This is a genomic window from Leptospira limi, from assembly GCF_026151395.1.
GTDB classification, from domain to species: domain Bacteria; phylum Spirochaetota; class Leptospiria; order Leptospirales; family Leptospiraceae; genus Leptospira_A; species Leptospira_A limi.
Map to the genome: position 1 here is coordinate 250,906 of NZ_JAMQPV010000002.1, position 16,008 is coordinate 266,913.

Below are 16,008 nucleotides of genomic sequence, written 5' to 3' on the forward strand. Positions count from 1 at the left end.
ACATAATTTTAAGACATGGCGGGAAGTATTAAGGTTTGTTTGGATCTTGCAGACATGATTCGAAAGGAGAACTTAGAATCTCGTGAAAAAATTCCTACTTCCGATACACATTTAAGAGTTTGGTCATCCCAACTTGCTCGCACCGAAGAAGATATCAGAAAACTTTTAACTTCCCTAAGAGATAGCCACTATATATTCATAGTATCTATTGTATCACCAGACCCTAATTTGTTTGTATATGGTGAAGATGCTTACGTATTTGCAGAACCATTCATTTTGAATGAACTAAAAAAACATGCGGAAGAGTCGCTAGAAAAACTTTATGAAGCCAGTAATTACAAAAGGAAATCTGCGTTTCAGATCACTAGAGAACTGTTTCCAAAAATAAAAGAATTTAATAACACTCCTTTAGGTCGCTCGATCAACCTATCAGTGATGTTGGAAGAATTCCAACGGATGTTGACTGCTCAGAGTTACGAATATACTGACCAGTGGAGACGAAACAAACTTCAAGAAATATATAAAGACGAAGTATTGGTTGCAGAGGAATTAGCAAATAATGCAAACTTTAGAGAGAATGATCCAACCAAAAGGGCTATTGACCAATTAAAGGACCAAGCCCCAAAAGAGAAAATTGATTCAAATTGGGTCAAAGCAAAAGAAAACTTTTCCACCGAATTTTTACTTAGAGTCCATTTCAGAAAGTATGAATTTGATATTGTAAAAAAATTAATTCAAAGTGGAAAACTAAAGGAAGAGAAAGACATCAAATATGTCAGAGATACAATCCAATTAATGGAAAGTAGAATGGAACAAGACAATCTATTGAAACGATATGCCAACGAAATGGTTGAGCTCAGGCGTTATGCCCAAGCTAAATTAAACATGATTCGCCAAGGAGTAAGTCCAAAACAATGATTATAAGTGGATCACCAATTAACTCTTAAACCAACCTACTTTATCAAGCTGAGTGTATACCTGAAAAAAGAAGACAACCAAACTTATAAAAATCAACCTTCGTTTTAAAGAAAACTTACTATCGATATGATTTTCCTTTTCTGGAGCATACAATAAGTATATAATCAAATTTACATTTAAGAACAACCCAAGAAACTCTGGATTCAAAATCGGAAAATTAACTTTTACTTGAGGAATATAAAGCATCACGAGAATAACTATACTTGGAATAAAATAAATAGGGGTTTTTCGATTCCACAAACTATCTTCTGTTAAATCTTCTTCTCTTTTAATTCCTGAGATATTTTCTAGGAGAGAAATGAATTCCTCTCGATTTTTAATATTAACAATGGGGTGGATTTTTTCCTTCGTTTCTAAAACAACACGATCATAACCACGAAACTTATCTAAAATAATTTTCTCTAAATCTTTAATACGAACTGATGCACAATTTCCATTTGAATCAAATTGCTTCAGTAATCCGCCTTCTATCTCAACTTTTCCACTAGATAGAATTTCAATTTGTTTCAAATAATTCCTTCGAAGAAACCAAAAGAAAAGACCAAGAAGTGGTACAAATAAAGTGAAAAACTGTGTTCGTCCCTCGACTGGAATTTGAAGACTATTATAAACAACAAATATGAGAAAAAGTACCACGATGGTCCAAGTGCGGGTCAGTAGTTTTTTTCGAAAATAAGTTACATCATATAGATATGTTTTTTTTTCACTCATTAGAAAAACTCACTCTTCTTAAAAATGGAAGACATGGAAACATGTTCTTTCTCTAAATTTTCCCTTCCACCTTCCTCTCGATCGAGGATACAAATTCCATTTGTCACGGTAATTCCAGCATCCCTCAATACTTTAACAGCTTTTAAAGTGGATCCTCCAGTGGTGATCACATCATCAACAACCAAACAAGATTTCACTTCTTTCCAGAACCCTTCGATTTGTTGTCCGGTTCCATGACCTTTTGACTCCTTTCTTACAACGAGAGGAAAAATCGTTTTACCCCTCTTTCCATAAGCTAAAGAAATAGCATAGGCTATGGGGTCGGCACCTAGTGTAAGGCCCCCAATTGCTTGGAATTCTACATTTAATTTTGGAATAATTTCTTCGATGAAACAGTCTGCGATAATTGCTAATCGCTCTGGATGGAGAGTTACTTCTTTACAATTAAAATAATGTTGAGATTCCAATCCACTCGCTAAGCGAAAAGGTGTTTCGGAAAAACGATACACGTGGTTCTTCATCCATGAAAATAATTGATCACGATATGTATGGGACATATTCTAATTATTTTCTATGTATCTGGTTGAATACCAAATTTTAAAGGTCCAACCAATCGAAAACTTGCCTTTGGATCGTAGATACGCTGAAATGACGTAATCAGTTTCCAGTTTTCAGTTTCCATAAGTCCCCAAACCCAAAAACGCTCATTATTGGTTATCAATAACTTTACGTCTTTAAATCAGAAATCTTTTTCACTTTACATGGAATCTAAGATCGTTTTTTCGAATTAAATGAATTAATGTGAAATATTACATTGAATGTAAAAATAACATGACAGTAATAATTCGCTCGTAGTAAATTTATGTTTAAGGTAATAATAAATCCGAATTTTCTATTCTTCGTTTTCAAATATTGGAATTTTGATCCAGCAATTAGATTCTGGAACTGATATTATAACATTTTTCTCTGATTCCCGCAGAAAAGAAGGTTTTTTAAGACCAAACTGAACCAGCGAGTAACTATGGACAAGATGACATTGAACCGATTGCCACTGCGAATCCGTAAAAAGCAAAATACCGAAGAAATGATTCTTTCCGTTGCAAAACAATTATTCCAAAAAAAGGGATTCTCTCAGGTCACCCTGCCTGAAATAGCAGATGAAGCCGATGTCTCGGTAAAAACAATCTTTAATTACTTTGGAGCGAAGGAAGAATTAGCCTTTCGAGATGAAGTCCAATTTTGTGACCAGCTCATCCTTAGCATTTTATCCCGAAAGGAAAATCAGTCAGTTTTTGATGCATACCAAGAATTTATTTGGTCACTCATACAGTCAATCGACCCTGACCAACTCATTGAATCATTACCTGGATTTCACACTTGGATGGATGACCCTGCTTTGGAGCAAAGGTATCTTCAGTTATGGGAAAATTATGAAAAGCGGATCACCGATGCGTTACAATTGGAATTTGGTCATGCCGAATTCGACCCAACTTTACGCGTGATTGCCTGCCAAATGGTGACTGTACTTAAAACTCTTGGTTCAAAGGATTTCAAAAACTATTTAAAACCAATCCCCATGGCACTGCGTTACCGGGCATTAGAAAAATGGACCCTAAGATCCCTCGAATTACTTTCGGGGATCAGGGACCATCTTCAGAAAAACGACTAATTTGCTCGATTTTTATCTGCCAAAGTTCCTAAAAACAATACAATCTTTTTTGTTTCTTCTTCAGAAAGATTAATTCCTAATTGGTGGTAAGCCATTTTTTGAACAGCTTCTTCAATCGTTGCGATTTTTCCATCATGGAAATAAGGCCCTGTGAGCGTGATGTTTCTCAAACTGGGAACCTTAAAAACAAATTTATCTTCAGGTTTTTTGGTAACATTAAAACGACCCAAATCTTCAGTTTTGTATTCATTTACTAAACCGACTTTTCTGTAAGAATTCCCGCCAAGTAAATTTCCAGAGTGGCAAGATGTACAACCAGCAGCAAGAAAACTCTTAAACCCTTCTTGTTCCGCTTTGCTCATTGCCTTAAAATCTCCCTTCACAAAGTCATCAAATCTGGAAGGAGTCACAAGCGTTCTTTCAAATGCAGCAATTGCTCCAGCAAGATTATCATAGGTTACAGGAGCTTTATCATTAGGGAAAGCTTCCGCAAATAATTTTGGATATTCAGCATCTTCATTTATTCGTTTGAGTACTTCTTTTTCGGATGGCATTGCCATTTCAACTGGATTCAAAATAGGACCTTTGGCTTGTGCTTTTAGATCCGCAGCTCTTCCGTCCCAAAATTGGACAAAGTGAAATCCAGCATTTAACACTGTTGGTGAATTCCGATCCCCATTTTTGCCGAATGCACCAGGAGATGTGGGAAGATTGTCTACACCTGCGGATTTTCCTTCAATATTGTGACAGGAGTTACAGGACTGAGATTCATTCATCGAAAGTTTTTTCTCAAAATAAAGTTTTTTACCGAGTGAAATGAGTTTTTCAGAATCATTTTCAGATCCTGGCATTTTTTCTGGTAAAGCACCAATGATTTGTTTCGCTTTTCCTTGGATTTCTTTTGTTTCTTCTGAAGGACCACAAAAGACCAAAGAAAAGAGTAGAGCTGTCATTAGAAAAGGTGTAAGTATTTGTTTAAGCATGTCTTTCCTCTATCGGCTATATACCGAGAAATCAATTATCTGGGCAAGTGAGATTTATCCTCCATAAAATCAAAAGTACGAGTGAAACCCGAGCTTCCGCGCTAAAAACTTCGTAAAATAGAGGCATTTTACCTCTTATCATTCAGAAAGGATGCTAATGGAAACGGCATTCAAAGGCAAATGAATGGCATAGTCGTGCCTTATCGATGGAAACTTCACTGAATTCAAACCAGAGCCTCTTGGCACGATTTTTGCAAAATAGTGTCTGTACAATCGTTAGGGGGCTTGATATGTTAAATACGAGAAGAACAGAAAGAATACCATCGATCGAATGGGATGACCTAGTCTTAAAATTATTTTCAATCAATGAAAAACCAGAATTTCTAGTCACGAAAATAGGTAATATCTCTGAGCTTGGAGTCAGTAGTTGGATCCAACACGAAATTGGATTAAATGAAAAAGATCAGGTAACCGGGGTCATTGAAAGTGATTTAACACGGTCTCGAATAACATTCAGAGGAAAAATCGCTTGGATGAAAGAAACTGACGATGGTATCCAATTTGGGATCAAATTTGCCGAGGAGTTAATTTTACCCAATTTTATCATCGCAAGATCAATGGCGGAATCAGCAGCATAAAAAAACGATTTCTTCGTTCCAATCGGAAGACTTTCCTCTCGATTTAGGAACTATACAATCCGATACTTGTAAGGAAGCTATGTCCCAAGTGAAACATTTGATATCCTGGCAAGATTGGTCCGATGGAGAAATCCAAGAGTTACTCGACTTTGCAGTGTATGTAAAGAAAAATCGGGTGTACTTTTCAGGGCATATGTCTGGACGTTCTCTCGCAATGTTGTTCCAAAAAACATCCACGAGAACCAGAGTATCTTTCGAAGCTGGTATGACTGAACTTGGTGGGCATGCAATTTTCTTAGATTGGATGGCATCCAATTTTTTACTGTCTGATATCGATTTTGAAGGAAGATATCTCTCAAGTAATGTTGCCATCATTATGGCACGTTTAAAAAAACATGAAGATTTGTTAGTGTTAAAATCGGGGTCTACTGTCCCTGTTATCAATGGCTGTTGTAATTTGTTTCATCCTTGTCAATCCTTAGCAGATATCCTAACAATTGTAATGGACTCTCCCAATGACTGGAAAAAGAAAACCTTATGTTACATTGGAGTTCATAATAATGTAGCCAATTCACTTGTAGAGATTACGGCTGCGCTTGGCATTCATTTAATCCTTGTTACACCAATTGCTTCAAAAGAATCCATTGTTACAAATGCAATGGAAAGAGCAGAAAAAAAAGGCACTGTTTCATGGGAAATGGATGTAAAAAAAGCAGTATCTCATGCTGATTATGTATACACGGATACATGGGTGGATATGGAATTCTTTAACGATCCAAAGTTTCAAAAAGAAAAAGAAGAACGGATCCAAATGATGATGCCTTACCAAGTGAACACAGCACTTATGAAACACACGAAAGCCAAAGTGATGCACGACATGCCGATCCACGCAGGTTATGAAATCACTAGAGAAATGGTAGAAAGTGATCGATCAATTATTTTCACTCAAGCCGAAAATAGACTCGATGCACAAAAAGCTGTCATTTTAAAACTTTTAGAAAATCATAACTAATCGGTTAGTCAAAAAAGCACTCTTATTTGTGATATAAATCTACTGAATTTTTGTAATTACATTGAGTTTCAATTTTTAGAGAATGTGAGAATTTGGATTCTACACCTACTCTTTGGTTCCTGATTCTGAATACTTTTCCCATGGTGGCTCTTTTCGATTCACCATCCAACCACTAAAACCATCGAGAAAATAAAGAAAGTCGATTTTGTCATCGTGATCAAAATCAAATTTTTGTAAGGCCTCATCATAACATTGGAACCAGGTTGTCCTTTCTTTTTCTGAGATGGGAAAAACAAAATGGCGCATCCTCATCCTTGCAGGACCCCATTTTTCTAAATAATAACTCGGACCACCTAACACCTGAATCAAAAAGTCTGCTTGTTTCTCTTTTGCCAAATCCCAATCTCCTTTGAACATCCAACGAATCTCTGAGGTACGGATCAGATCATAAAAATCGGAAACTAACTGGCGGATGTTTGTCTCTCCCCATTTTTCGAAGAGATGTTTTACATTGGGATTGGTCGGTGGTGGTCCGCCAGGAGGAGTGTAAATATCGTTTGGATCCAAATCAATTTCCAGATTTGCGAAAGGGACAGGAAGGGGAAGTCGATTTTCGACCGGAGCCGCGAGGCGGAGCCCGGACTGGCCCGGCCCTTTGGCACAAAGGGTTCGCCCAGAAAGTTCTGAACGGTGCGAGAATTACCTCCCATGTAACTTTACTATAATGGTTTCATGGGACTTAGAGCAGTTCGGATTTTGCCATTAAATCCTGGACGACAGGCAAAATTCACAAAACTTGGTAAAAAAATCCGAAAAAGGTATACTAAATGGCACTGACTCACCCGCAATCAGCTCTCTTTGCAGGAGAAAAACCTTTCCCTATCATCCCTGCTTGTGAACACTTCGCTGGATCTGAAAAACTCATCACAAAAGCTCTCGAGTTACAAAACAAACTTGGCGGACTTTTCGACATCACGATGGACTGTGAAGACGGTGCTCAAACAGGGAAAGAAAAAGAACACGCAGAAATGATTGTTCGCATTCAAAACTCTGAACTCAACAAACACAAAATGAGTGGTGTTCGTATTCATGACTATACCAACGAACATTGGAGAGGTGATATTGATATCATCGTTCCAGGTGCAGGAAACGTAATCGCTTATATCACAATTCCAAAACCAACAAAAGCAAGCCAAGTGAAAGAACAAATCACTTACATCCAAGATGCTTGCAAAAAAGCTGGAATCAAAAGAGAAATTCCAATTCACGTATTAATCGAAACTCACGGTGCATTGAACGATGTATTTGAAATCGCAAGCCTTCCATGGTTACAAGTTTTGGATTTCGGACTTATGGATTTTATCTCTGGTCACCATGGTGCAATTCCTGCTTCATGTATGAAGTCACCAGGTCAGTTTGATCATGAATTGTTAAGACGTGCGAAATCATCTATGGTCGCTGCCGCTCTTATGAATGGTGTAATCCCTGCACACAATGTCACGTTGGATTTAAAAAACACTTACCAAACGTACCAAGATGCAAAACGTGCTCATGATGAATTTGGTTTCTTACGTATGTGGTCCATTTATCCAGCACAAATCCAATCAATTTTAGATGCGATGGCACCTAACTTTGCTGAAACTCAAACTGCTTGTGATATTCTTATCAAAGCACAAGATGCTGATTGGGGACCAATCCAACATGATGGAGATCTTCATGACCGAGCAACTTACCGTTATTTCTGGGAATTAGTCCAAAGAGCAAAACTCACAGGACAAAAACTTCCAGATGAAGTAGAAAAAAGATTTTTCTCAAAATAGATTTTTAAATCTAAATAGAGATTTTTCCAAAAAGGCCCACTTAAAGTGGGCTTTTTTTTTACTTCAATTTGAATTTCTCTACCTGAGTGGAAAGGTAAGAGGCTTGCGAGGCAATTTCAGCAGAAACAATGGTTAGTTGGTCGGAACCTGAGGCAACATCTTGAGTACCATTGGATATACTAATAATCGTTTTGGAAATTTCTTCAGTTGCCCTTTTTTGTTCAAACACTGCTTCTTCAATTTGTAAATTTAAGTTTGTCAGTAAATTTGAATTTTGTGCAATGTCTTTTGCATTATTTTCCTGCAAAAGAACTGAATTTAACACTCGCTTTGCGGATGTTTCAAATTCTTTTACTCTGTTATTCAATAAATTTAATACTTGAGCGGCTTCCGTTACTTTTTGGTTTCCATTTTCCACAGCTGAATTTGTAGAAATCACTAAATCTCCAATTTCTTTCACGGATGTACCTGTTTGTAACGCAAGTTTTCCAATTTCTTCTGCTACCACAGCAAATCCGCGTCCTGCATCCCCTGCCCTTGCTGCTTCGATTGCAGCATTGAGTGCTAATAAATTAGTTTTTTCTGAGATTTCAGTAATGATATCCAATACTTCACTGATTCGTTCCGCTTTTTCACCAATGTCTTCCATAGCTTTTGTAGAATCGTTCATTGCAGTTTCACCAACCAGAGCGTGTTCTCGTGATTCCGATGCAAACTTAGCTAAGTATTCCATCTCTTTGTTGATGTTTTGTACTTCTTCCCTAAGTGTTAAAACGGACTTATCAATTTCTTTCGTCTTAAGAACAGCTTCTTCCATTGATTTGCCAACATTATCAGCCGAAGCAGACAATTCTTCTACTGCAGCAGAAGATTCTTCCGCAGCACTTGCCTGTGTTTGAGATATATCTGATAAGTTTTGTGAAGTTGATGCCATTTGTTTTGATTGGTTACCCAATTTTTCGACTGTTTGTTTAATATCTCCAATGATAGAGACCAAACTATTTCTCATCTGATTCATCGAATCTAACAAACTACCTATTTCATCAGTATTGATTTCGTCAGCAGATGTTGATAGATTACCACTTGCAATTTGTGAGGAAAATTGAATTGCTTTGTTTAAGCGGTTACTGATCAAATTTTTAAACACAAAATTTAAGAAAAACAATACAACAAAAAGAATGAGTAATGAGATTGTCACAGAACTAATGATCACTTTTGTCACTTGTTCTGTGAGAATTGAATCAGGAATACTCACCTGTAATGCCCAAAATTGTGGATCTTTTCCAATATGAAATGGAGTAAAATAATCTGTGTATCCATCATGTTGGATGGTAAACATTTCTCCTAATTTCAATTTTTCTAAATAAATTTTGAGATGTTCTGGATTTTGAATTTTTTTCCCAAGTTTCTCTTTGTCTTGTCCATACATCACATAAGTTCCGTTATCCGAAATAAAAGAGATATATCCCTGACCACGAAAAGGCCGGTTGTCCCCAATTTTTTCCTGAAGAGTTCCAATATCTAAATCAATTCCTGCTGCACCTAAAAATTTTCCCTTTGGATAAATAGGCACAACCAAAGAAATCATTTGGATTTTTTTCCCTCCTGCAAGGTATTCATAGGGACCAAAAACTTTGGCTTTATTGGTCTTTTTTACCTGAAGATAAAAATCACCTGCACCATTTGGATTATCATAATCAACCAGAGGTTCAAAATTAATTTTTCCATCGGGAGTGTGATGGAGATAGGGAATGAATCTTCCCGTTTTATCATGGCCAGGTTTCGAAACAAAGGCCGCATCCCGTCCTTCATAGGCATTTGGTTCGTAACAAAGCCAAATTCCAAAAATATTATCATTCCTTTCTAAAATTTCACGAAGGCTACTCACCATTGATTCCCTAGGAGGTGAAGCATAAAACAATGCAAATCGATAACCACGAATGACTCCCATCATCGCATTCAAGTGTTCTTGGATTTGAAAGGACCATTTTTCGGATGTGATTTTTGCATTTTCTTGGATTTCTAAGCGAAGGTCAGTGATTGTTCTGTAGATCTGAAACGACGTCAGGATCGTAAATCCCACAAATAAAATTCCAGCAATGAAAAGAGAAACCCTCTGGCGTATACTCATAGGGATCGATCTTATGTGTTTGGAAATTTTTGTAAATTGTTTCGCGTAATTGATTTGGAAATTTCCTGCCTAAATAAACAGCGTTTTCCGATTGAAAGAGGCAAGATACATAATGCACGACCCTCTTTTCAGAGGAATCGTGACTTTGATTGTGGGATTATTTTTTGGTTTTTGTTAGCACTTTGAAATTTTTATATTCTACGTATTCAATATCATCCACTTTTAGTTGGAAAACTCCTTTGGTGGAATGCACGATAAAAATATCACCTAACTGAGCCACCACTGCACCCGATAAAACTTCACCATTTGATTTATGGATCGTTTCTAAGACACTGTAATGATTTTGGATGTCTTCTTCGTTTTGAAGGCCCATTTTCTCTGCTTCTGTCGTGATGTTAGTCAACGCTTCGTTACGTTTGCTCTCATGTTCTTTTTCAATGTTTTCCACAATTTCTTGGGTAACGGCTTGGTTTTCTGCTTTGTTTTCCACTTGTTTTTGCACAAGTGAATTATCAATCGCAACAAGGGTCTCTGCTTCCGCTTTTTCTTTTGGAGTCACTGGACTTTCAACTTTTGAAATCCCTTTATATAAATCTGTCAATCCAGCTAACTCATCTTTTGTGATGGAAGAGGCTGCCATTTTTGCGTTGATGATATAAACCATTTCATTTAGGGAAGGATTCACTTCCATGGTTTCACCTGATTCAAGGACAATTTCATTTTCTTCTAAGGTTTTCACCAATTGGTCATAGTTTTCTTTGGAAAGACCATCATTCAGTTCCACTAGTTTTGGACCTGTCTTAAAGGCAACAGCAACTGCCCCTTCGTATACTTTTACTTTTGGAACGGAACCTTTTTCCAATTCAAAGGAAAAGATAGTTCCTCTAACACCCGCCACCATGGTTGGAGATGAGATGGATAAATTTTGATTCGCTTTTAATTTAACAGATTTGACTAAGAGGTTTCCTGCCAAGATAAAGAGCTCGGTATTCGGTTGTTTATCACCTGCTAAATCTCGAAATAATACATCGGAATTTTCTTTGATCCGAATGACTTCACCACGGTAGGTTTGTAAGTCCACTTTCCCTAGTTTTGATAAAATCCGATCACCAGGTTTTACCACATCACCTAGGTTTGCAAACGTTTCCTTACCTTCCTTCATCAGGACCACTTGGCCTTGTAAAAAGGTAACAACTGCACCAGCAGTTTCATCTTTTGAATCTTTTTGCCCAAAAGAAAATTTCTCGCATTGGGAGAAAGTAAGAGTGAGAAGGAAAAGTATAACTAATTTTTTCATATGTGTTTCCGAATGTGGCTCTGTGAGATTTAACATATCAAAGTAGGCACATTCTCAAAAAAGGTAAAACATTTTTAAAAAAAAGTGAATTTACAAATCCGAAATTCGCTTTCCAACATCCTTTTCGGATTGAAATAATTTCCGTTTGGCGATGATTTGAGAGGAATAGATGCTAGCGTGGCCTGAGAAGATGAAGGCAATCTGCGTTACGACCAAATAGAGAATCCCACATTCATAACCAAATAATTCCATCCCCATAATGGCACATGCCAAAGGTGTATTGGTTGCTCCTGAAAAAACAGAGATAAATCCAACACTCGCAAATAATGCGAGATGGATCGGATCAAGTGAAGCAAATAAATTTCCAAGTGTAGCGCCTATGAAAAAAAGGGGAGTTACTTCACCTCCTTTAAATCCAAAGCCAATGGTAATGGTAGTTAAGAGGAGTTTCCAAAGAAAGGAGTCCTTTGGTAATGATTCCACAAATGCGTTTTGAATGGTTTTTACACCGAGCCCAAAATAATCCAAACTCAAGCCAAACACAAAAAATCCAACTAAGAGGATACCCCCAAAGATAGGCCGAATCGGAGGGTAGAAAATCCATCTTTTTCCAAAGGAAGAAAATAAATGGAGGAGATGAATGAAACTCTTGGCCACAAAACCAGAAACAATCGCAAGCAAAAAGATACTTACTAAGGATGTAAAATTCCAATCAAAGGAAACATTCGGAAAGAGGGAATGAGTTACTTTCCAAGCCAAACAAACTTGGTGTGATAACCACGCAGTGATGAGGGAAGGGAAAAAAAGTTTCCAACGATAGGAACCAACCAAAATCACTTCAATGGAAAAAATGGCAGCGGCGACCGGTGTACCAAATACAGCAGAAAAACCAGCACTCATACCTAAAATGATTAGGCTCTCTTGTTCCTTCCGAGTCATAGGGATGATCCGAACCAATTGGTGGGCAATGGATCCTCCCATTTGGACTGCGGTCCCTTCCCTACCCGCTGATCCACCGAATAAATGCGTGATGAGAGTCCCAAATAAAACAAATGGAGTCATCCGAATGGGGATCACTGAACTTGGCGAATGGATTTCCTCTAAGAGTAGATTGTTTCCTTTATTAATGTTTGAACCGAAATGATGGTAAATCCAACCAATGATAAAACCGGCCAATGGTAAAAAGTATAAAAGTTGAATGTTGTTTTCTCTTACCTCGGAGACAAATTCTAAAGCATGTAAAAAGAAAGCAGAGATACTTCCCACAATTCCAGCAATCGCAAGGATGATGAGTGACCAACGAACCATAAAAGGAAAATATTCTTTGATTCGTGCGAAACGAATGTTACTCATCACCAAAAGTCACCCACTTGTAATTGTAGAGAAAATTCTGAGACTAGAATTTTTGATCTGGGCATTCCAAAAAAGTGAAAAAATGCAGATGCTATCATTTTTCATCACATGTAAAAATAAGGATTAAGCAAAAACTTATCATTTGAGCAGGAAATGGCCCAACAATGTTAGGTTTCCCGATCTCTTAGGAAACCAGACATTTTAATTTTGGAGGATAAATTTTTTTTCCTTTGTTTCCAAAATTTGTTTTTTTTCTTTCATCAAGGTTTCGGCCTTAGCAAGATATTCTTCAAAGGTTGGATAATCTTTTGCTAATATCGAACCACAAAAATGGAAGTATATCGTTTTTGATTTTGTTAGGTGTTGGTATTCTTGCAAATTGGAATACCCCATAAAACCACTGACGACAAACACATCTAAGTCAATATTGAATTTATAAGCAATTTTCATCACACCAGTTTGGAATGGTTGGATATCCTCCGTGAACGTTCGTTCCCCTTCTGGATATAAAAAAATGGATCTAGTTTTTAAAACACGTAGAACATCAGTTTTAAAATTTCGAAAATTTGGTTTTCTCTCGGAATAAATAACAGCTTCCACGATTGTTTTATGCATCATGAGTGGAATGATTTTATACCTTTGAATGATATCACCACCTAAGTATGAGAGACGAACATCTTTCGATTTGGTGAGATAAGGTAACGAAACAATTAACGGTACTTCTAATGCATTCGTATGGTTACAAATGAGAAAACGATTGTTCCCATTTGGATTCCAATTTCCTTGTGAAAAATCAAGTTTTCGACCAGTTAAGATGAAAAAAGAACGATACCAAAAATATCCTAAAAAATTGTTAATTCGGTTAGACCATCGATCCAGTTTTGTTATCTTAAATAGATAAGAAAAAGTCAGACCAATTGGAAATAGGATTACTAAAACAGGAATTGCATAACATAAGACGACAAAAAATTGAAGTTTGCCCATGAATGAATAGAAGTAGAATCCTATAGAAGGTAAACTAATATTCTAAATGATTTTCCAAAAAAGTAAGAATTTAAATTTTAAGCTCTAATACAAACTTAGGAAAATTGTTCCTTTCAATGTGAATTTTTCCTTCAATTTGTTCTACAAGCATTCCAATCAATTGTAAACCAAAACCAGGAGTGTTCTGAAATGAAATAGATTCAGGGATACCTGCGCCATTATCAGAGTATTCCAAAAACAATAGATTCTGTGATTTAAAAATTCTGAGTTGAATTTCAGGCATTGAAGTTTCTGCAAAAGCATGTTTCATTGAATTTGTAATCAGTTCATTTAAAATGATTCCAACAGAAGATAGTAATTTTGCATTTAACTCGATCGTATCTTGTAGTATATCAAGTTTCACTTCCACATTCTTAGGAAAAATTGAAACAATTTCCGTACAGATAGAAGGAAAATAATCCTGAATGGAGACACTATTGTCTGTTTCTGAATGATAGAGTTTATCATACAATACAATCATACTTTTGATTCTACCAGCAGCTTCATAAAGAATTGTTTGGACCGAATTATCTTGTGACTTTGCTTGTAAGGTAAGTAAGGTAAACAAAGAACTCATATTATTTTTTACACGATGATGTATTTCCTTTAGGATGTTTTCTTTTTCGTGTAACAATCTCTGGATTCTGGATTCGGATATAGTCCTTACACTAACGTCTCTTAAAATTACAGTATATAATGCTTCGCCATTTACAGATATCTGGGAAATAGAAGCTTCAATTGGAAATTCTTCGCCATTGAATCGAAGTCCACTAATTTGACCCAATGCTCCCATCGCCCTTCTGCTAACACCAGTTTTACCAAACTGATCAATATGTTTATCATGTTGTTTTCGAAAATTTTCTGGAATGAGTTGGTCTAAAGGTTTTCCCATGATCTCTTTCGATTCATAACCGAACATTTTTTCTGCTGCTCCATTGAACAAAACAATTTTTTTTGAATTATCGATACTGATGATAGCATCCATCGCTGAATCAATGATCTGAGTTAATTTTGCTTCTGATTCGAGGATTTGTTTGAGTGCTTTTAAACGATCAGAAATATCCCTTGCAACAAATATATAACCTATCGGAAGATCCGATTCATCGTTCAATAGTACTAAATTAATTTCTATATTTCTGGCACTTCCATCTTTTGCTTCCTGGACTACTTCTCCAATGAAACTTCCTTCTAAATTGACTTTTTCGATCACTTGTTGGTGTGAGAAAGTATCATACTTAGTTTTTAGTATCTCTAAAATATTTTTCCCATAAACTTCTTCCGCTTTCCAAAGGAAAATTTTTTCAGCGGCCTTATTCCAATAATTGATTTTTTGCGTAAAATCAGTTCCTATCACCGCATCCAATACATTATCCAACATATTTGCTTGTTTGGCGATTTGACTTTGCACATTATATTCAGCAGTGATGTCTCGAAAAACTAAAACAACACCTTTTGTATCACCATTTAGATCTTTGATAGGAGAACCTGAGTCAGAAATTTGGAATTCTGTTCCATTTTTAGCAATTAATACCGTATGGTTTGCTAAAGCGACAACTGAATTTGTTTTTAGTACAATCTCAACTGGATTTTCAACTTTTTGGCGTGTTTTGACATTGATGATATTAAAGACTTCATTGATCTCACGTCCAAATCCATCTTCATGACTCCAACCTGTCAATTTTTCAGCAACTGGATTGATCCTGATTACCTTGCCATCCCTGTCAGTTGCGATCACTCCGTCACCAATCGAGTGTAACACGGTCTCTAAATGTTCTTTTTTACTTTTTGTAAGTTCATTGGCCTCAAAAAGTTTGAATGCCATTTTGATAGATGCATCTAATACAGTGAATCCAGAATTTTTCACTACATAGCCATAGGAAGTGATACTCTCTGTTTTTTTAACGATTTCCCTTTCCGTATGGGAAGATAAAAAAACAATTGGGATTTCTCTATGATTGAGGATATGAGTGGCAGTTTCCGTTCCATCCAACCCTTTGCCCAAATCAATGTCCATAAGAATCAAATCAAAAGGATTATCATCTTTGATCACCAATTGAATTGCATTTTCACCACTAGGAACATGTGTTACCTTGTAACCACCTTGCTCCAATTGGTTCTTTTCATAGAGAGCTAAAATAGCTTCATCTTCTACAAGTAAGATGGATTTGTCTGCTATGAGGGTCATCATTCATCCTTTTGTATTTTTGATCAAAATCGAAGAAAAAATACAGAACTCCAAATAATGGTCGATTGAATTTTAAATTCAATCAATAATTTAGAAATTTTCTAATATACGAATGGATTTAAATGCTAGGAATTTTTTATTTTTATCGCTGATTTTATGACAAAAAGTACGATTCGTATTCTTACCAATCCTGAATACACCCAGACAG

The 16,008-nt window shown here is 36.4% G+C and carries 14 protein-coding genes; 5 read left to right on the top strand and 9 right to left on the bottom strand.

The features are described from left to right. Positions 1–15: 15 nt before the first annotated feature. On the top strand, positions 16–918 hold the full coding sequence (locus tag ND812_RS14740; RefSeq protein ID WP_322113698.1) for a hypothetical protein: 903 nt from the start codon (positions 16–18) through the stop codon (positions 916–918). An 18-nt stretch (positions 919–936) separates the two neighbouring features. Here ND812_RS14740 and ND812_RS14745 read toward each other — a convergent pair whose 3' ends face one another. Together ND812_RS14745 and pyrE are read right to left on the bottom strand one after the other, a co-directional pair. Continuing rightward, complete coding sequence (locus ND812_RS14745) at positions 937–1,488, bottom strand: hypothetical protein (RefSeq protein ID WP_265376141.1); 552 nt, start codon at positions 1,486–1,488, stop codon at positions 937–939. Between the two features lie 200 nt (positions 1,489–1,688). Continuing rightward, positions 1,689–2,246, bottom strand: coding sequence for an orotate phosphoribosyltransferase (gene pyrE / locus ND812_RS14750; RefSeq protein WP_265376142.1), 558 nt, complete (start codon positions 2,244–2,246; stop codon positions 1,689–1,691). A gap of 464 nt (positions 2,247–2,710) precedes the next feature. Here pyrE and ND812_RS14755 point away from each other — a divergent pair, with 464 nt between their 5' ends. Then, on the top strand, positions 2,711–3,358 hold the full coding sequence (locus ND812_RS14755) for a TetR/AcrR family transcriptional regulator (RefSeq protein WP_265376143.1): 648 nt from the start codon (positions 2,711–2,713) through the stop codon (positions 3,356–3,358). On the opposite strand, the gene ND812_RS14760 is transcribed toward ND812_RS14755, so the two are convergent. Further along, on the bottom strand, positions 3,355–4,341 hold the full coding sequence (locus tag ND812_RS14760; RefSeq protein ID WP_265376144.1) for a cytochrome-c peroxidase: 987 nt from the start codon (positions 4,339–4,341) through the stop codon (positions 3,355–3,357). The two genes, ND812_RS14755 and ND812_RS14760, sit on opposite strands and share 4 nt — an antisense overlap. Positions 4,342–4,631: 290 nt before the next feature. Here ND812_RS14760 and ND812_RS14765 point away from each other — a divergent pair, with 290 nt between their 5' ends. Both ND812_RS14765 and ND812_RS14770 read left to right on the top strand, forming a co-directional pair. Then, the gene (locus ND812_RS14765; protein WP_265376145.1) at positions 4,632–4,979 is read left to right on the top strand and encodes an LEPBI_I2431 family sigma-54 regulated protein; all 348 of its coding nucleotides are present in this window, start codon (positions 4,632–4,634) and stop codon (positions 4,977–4,979) included. Between the two features lie 79 nt (positions 4,980–5,058). Beyond that, on the top strand, positions 5,059–5,991 hold the full coding sequence (locus tag ND812_RS14770) for an ornithine carbamoyltransferase (protein ID WP_265376146.1): 933 nt from the start codon (positions 5,059–5,061) through the stop codon (positions 5,989–5,991). 105 nt (positions 5,992–6,096) lie between these two features. Here ND812_RS14770 and ND812_RS14775 read toward each other — a convergent pair whose 3' ends face one another. After that, positions 6,097–6,558, bottom strand: coding sequence for a globin domain-containing protein (locus tag ND812_RS14775; protein ID WP_265376147.1), 462 nt, complete (start codon positions 6,556–6,558; stop codon positions 6,097–6,099). 260 nt (positions 6,559–6,818) lie between these two features. On the opposite strand from ND812_RS14775, the gene ND812_RS14780 reads away from it, so the two are divergent. After that, positions 6,819–7,811, top strand: a complete 993-nt coding sequence (locus ND812_RS14780) for an HpcH/HpaI aldolase/citrate lyase family protein (protein WP_265376148.1) — start codon at positions 6,819–6,821, stop codon at positions 7,809–7,811. Between the two features lie 58 nt (positions 7,812–7,869). Here ND812_RS14780 and ND812_RS14785 read toward each other — a convergent pair whose 3' ends face one another. The 5 genes from ND812_RS14785 to ND812_RS14805 form a co-directional block, all read right to left on the bottom strand. Then, complete coding sequence (locus tag ND812_RS14785; RefSeq protein ID WP_265376149.1) at positions 7,870–9,942, bottom strand: methyl-accepting chemotaxis protein; 2,073 nt, start codon at positions 9,940–9,942, stop codon at positions 7,870–7,872. 157 nt (positions 9,943–10,099) lie between these two features. Then, positions 10,100–11,239, bottom strand: coding sequence for a FecR family protein (locus tag ND812_RS14790; protein ID WP_265376150.1), 1,140 nt, complete (start codon positions 11,237–11,239; stop codon positions 10,100–10,102). 90 nt (positions 11,240–11,329) lie between these two features. Continuing rightward, entirely contained in the window at positions 11,330–12,592 is a 1,263-nt protein-coding gene (locus ND812_RS14795; RefSeq protein ID WP_265376151.1) for a chloride channel protein, read from the bottom strand. A gap of 201 nt (positions 12,593–12,793) precedes the next feature. After that, positions 12,794–13,576, bottom strand: coding sequence for a lysophospholipid acyltransferase family protein (locus tag ND812_RS14800; protein WP_265376152.1), 783 nt, complete (start codon positions 13,574–13,576; stop codon positions 12,794–12,796). Between the two features lie 70 nt (positions 13,577–13,646). Beyond that, on the bottom strand, positions 13,647–15,800 hold the full coding sequence (locus ND812_RS14805; protein ID WP_265376153.1) for a PAS domain S-box protein: 2,154 nt from the start codon (positions 15,798–15,800) through the stop codon (positions 13,647–13,649). Between the last annotated feature and the right edge of the window lie 208 nt (positions 15,801–16,008).